This window comes from Nocardioides sp. (genome assembly GCF_035481145.1).
In the GTDB taxonomy this organism is placed as follows: Bacteria; Actinomycetota; Actinomycetes; order Propionibacteriales; family Nocardioidaceae; genus Nocardioides.
Map to the genome: position 1 here is coordinate 1 of NZ_DATIHB010000039.1, position 3551 is coordinate 3551.

The 3551-nt window shown below is 72.3% G+C and carries 4 protein-coding genes; 1 reads left to right on the forward strand and 3 read right to left on the reverse strand.

Annotated features, from left to right (window positions below; all coding sequences use genetic code 11):
- Positions 1–869: anthranilate synthase component I family protein (locus tag VLF38_RS03035; protein WP_325269814.1), on the forward strand; the 869-nt coding region annotated here is incomplete at its 5' end.
- Between the two features lie 96 nt (positions 870–965).
- Here VLF38_RS03035 and VLF38_RS03040 read toward each other — a convergent pair.
- The 3 genes from VLF38_RS03040 to VLF38_RS03050 all read right to left on the reverse strand — a co-directional run.
- The gene (locus tag VLF38_RS03040; RefSeq protein ID WP_325269815.1) at positions 966–2339 is read right to left on the reverse strand and encodes a HAMP domain-containing sensor histidine kinase; all 1374 of its coding nucleotides are present in this window, start codon (positions 2337–2339) and stop codon (positions 966–968) included.
- Positions 2336–3043, reverse strand: a complete 708-nt coding sequence (locus VLF38_RS03045; RefSeq protein ID WP_325269816.1) for a response regulator transcription factor — start codon at positions 3041–3043, stop codon at positions 2336–2338. Before VLF38_RS03045 ends, VLF38_RS03040 begins: the two co-directional genes overlap by 4 nt.
- Before the next feature lie 45 nt (positions 3044–3088).
- Positions 3089–3551, reverse strand: a 463-nt coding sequence (locus VLF38_RS03050) for a fructosamine kinase family protein (protein ID WP_325269817.1), incomplete at its 5' end; no start/stop codon positions are given.

Below are 3551 nucleotides of genomic sequence, written 5' to 3' on the forward strand. Positions count from 1 at the left end.
ATTCGAGGCCTTCAGATGGTGCATACTGCTCGGTTCACGAGGCGCCGGAGGAGTACGCCGCCGCTTTCGCGCGCGTGCAGGAGGCGCTGCACGCCGGGCTCACCTACGAGCTGAACCTCACCTACCGCGAGGCGGTCGAGGCGGCGGTCGACCCCGTCACGGCGTACCTCCGGCTGCGGGCGAGCAACCCCGCGCCGTACGCCGGGTTCCTGCAGCACCGCGGCACCTGGCTGCTCTCCTCGAGCCCGGAGCGCTACGCGCTGGTCGACCGGCAGCGGGTGCTCGAGACGAAGCCGATCAAGGGCACGACGCCGCGTGGTGCGACGCCGGAGGAGGACGCTGCTCTCGCCGCGCACCTCGCGAGCGACCCGAAGTTCCGCTCTGAGAACCTGATGATCGCCGACCTGCTCCGCAACGACGTGGGCATGGTCTGCGAGGCCGGGTCGGTCGAGGTGCCGGCGCTGATGGAGGTCGAGTCCTACGCCTCGGTGCACCAGCTCGTCTCGACCGTCCGCGGGCGGCTCCGTGACGGGGTGACCACCGTCGGCGCGCTCCGTGACCTCTTCCCGGCGGGGTCGATGACGGGTGCGCCGAAGCTGCAGACGATGTGGGTCACCGACGAGGTCGAGGCGACGCCGCGCGGGGTCTATGCCGGTGCGTTCGGCTGGATCGCCGCCGATGGCCGGGCCGACCTCGGCGTGGTGATCCGGTCGCTCGTGGCGACGGTCGCGGCTGAGGGCGAGGCGGGTGACGGCTGGCGCTACGAGCTGGGCACCGGTGGCGGGATCACCGTGCAGTCCGACTGCGTCGAGGAGTACGCCGAGACGCGCTGGAAGGCTGAGCGGCTGCTCCGCGTGCTCGAAGACTGAGCTGGGCTCCGATGTAACGCGGTGTTCTCGTGGCTTCTGCGCTGCTGCAGAGGCGCGGAAGCCACGAGGACACCGCGTTACAGCAGCGGGGGCGGGTCAGTCGGGGGAGACCTTGCCGGGGATGCGGAGGGTGAGCTGCGCGCCGCCACCGGGGGCGCGACCGGCTTCGACGCGACCCGAGTGGCGCACCGCGATCTGGTGGACGATCGAGAGGCCGAGGCCGGAGCCCGGCATGCCGCGCGACTCCGGGGAGCGCCAGAACCGGTCGAACACGTGCGGCAGGTCCTCGTCGGAGATGCCAGGGCCCTCGTCGACCACGCGGAGCTGACCGCCCGAGAGCGTCACGGTCACGGTGCCGCCGGCGGGCGACCACTTGGCGGCGTTGTCGAGGAGGTTGAGCACTGCTCTCTCGAGCGCGGCGGCCTCGCCGGTCATCCACCAGTGGTCCGCGTCGACCACGAAGCGCACCTCGGGGGCGCGCCGCTTCACCCTGACGAGCGCGCGCTCGACGACCTCGGCCAGGTCGACGGGCTCGACGACATGGGTCAGCGACTCCTCGCGGCCCAGCTCGACCAGGTCGCCGATCAGCGTGGTCAGCTCCTCGATCTGGGCCTGCACGTCCTCGAGCAGCTCGTCGCGGGCACTGGCCGGGATGTCCACGTCACCCGAGGAGGCCTGCGCGAGGAGGTCGAGGTTGGTGCGGAGCGACGTGAGCGGTGTGCGGAGCTCGTGGCCGGCGTCGGCGACGAGCTGGCGCTGACGGTCGCGCGAGGCGGCGAGTGCGGTCAGCATCTGGTTGAACGCCGTGGCGAGGCGCGCGATCTCGTCGTTGCCGCCGACCTCGATCGGGCGGAGGTCCTCGGTGCGGGCGATGTTCTCGGCGGCGCGGGTGAGGCGGCGTACCGGACGGAGGCCGGAGCGGGCCACCGCCCAGCCCGCCAGACCGGCACCGATGACGCCCGCTCCACCGAGGAGGAGCATGACCAGCCCGAGTCGCTTGAGCACCCGCTCCTGTGCGTCGAGCGACTGGACGAGCACGACGGCGCGCCCCTGGTCGCCCTCGGTGGGCCAGGTGACAGCGCGGTAGCGGTGGCCGTCCTGCGTGATCGTGCGGACCGCGCTGTCTCGCTGTCCGGTGGCGACCTCGAACTCCGGCGTGCCGAAGTTGGGTGACCCGGCACGCTCCGCGGAGTAGACGAGGTGCTCATCGGTGACCAGGTAGAGCCGTACGTCGGAGGCGCCGAGCAGCCAGCCGGGCACGTTGTAGTTGGTGCCGCGGACCTCGGCCTCGCGGACGGTCTGGGCGACGGCCTTGGCCCGTGCCATGAGCGAGGCGTCGAGCGAGGCCTGGGTCTGCAGCCGCACCGTCATGAACGCGCCGAACGCGACGAAGGCGATCGCGATCGCGACCGCCATCGTGGTCAGCAGGGTGACCCGGCTGGCCAGGCTGCGGCGGTGCTGGAGGATCACGGACCCTCGCGCAGGACGTAGCCCACGCCGCGCACGGTGTGGATCAGCCGCTGCTCACCCTCGGCCTCGGTCTTGCGACGCAGGTAGCCGACGTAGACCTCGAGGGAGTTGGCGGTCGTCGGGAAGTCGTAGCCCCAGACCTCCTCGAGGATGAAGCTGCGCTCGAGCACGCGCCGCGGCCGCCGCAGGAACATCTCCAGCAGGGCGAACTCGGTGCGGGTCAGCTCGATGCGCCGGTCGCCGCGGCGGACGTCGCGGGAGGCGAGGTCCATCGTCAGGTCCGCGAAGCCGAGGGTCTCGTCGGTCTCCGCCTCGGCCGGCACGACGCGGCGGAGCAGGGCCCGGAGCCGGGCGAGGAGCTCCTGGAGCGCGAACGGCTTGGTCAGGTAGTCGTCGGCGCCGGCGTCGAGGCCGTCGACCCGGTCGCCGACCGCGTCGCGTGCGGTCAGCACGAGGATGGGTACGTCGTGTCCCGCGGCCCGCAGTGCCCGCGTCGCCTCGATGCCGTCGAGCCGCGGCATCATCACGTCCATGATGACGACCTCGGGCTTGACCGTGCCGATGCCGGCGAGCGCCTCGGCACCGTCGGAGGCCATCGAGACGCGGTAGCCGTTGAACTCCAGCGACCGCCGGAGGGACTCACGCACGGCACGGTCGTCGTCGACGACGAGGACGTGCGGCTTGGGGGCGGGCGTGGTGGGCACGAGGAAACAATGCCACCGCCGCCTGAAGTCGCGCTGAGAAGTCGCTCAGAGGAAGGCACGGGCCAGTCGGGCCGCCCGGTCGCCGTAGCCCCCGCCGAACATCGCCGCGTGCGCCAGCAGCGGGAAGAGCTGGTGCAGCCCGACGCGCTCCTCCCACCCGTCGGCGAGCGGGAAGACCTCCTGGTACGCCGCGAGAACGCGTGGCAGCTGGGGCAGCCCGAAGAGTGCGAGCATCGCCAGGTCGGTCTCGCGGTGGCCACCGTGGACCGCGGGGTCGATCAGGTGCGCGCGCCCGTCGGCGCCCCACAGGACGTTGCCGTTCCAGAGGTCGCCGTGCAGGAGGGCGGGCGGCTCGTCGGGCACCAGCATCGGCAGGCGTCCCATCGCCGCGGCCACCACCTCGGCGTCGTCGGCGTCGATCGCGCGGCGCTCGAGGGCGAGCCGGAGGTACGGCGCCACGCGCTGCCCGGCGTAGAACTCCGCCCAGGTCGAGGCGGGGGTGTTGGGC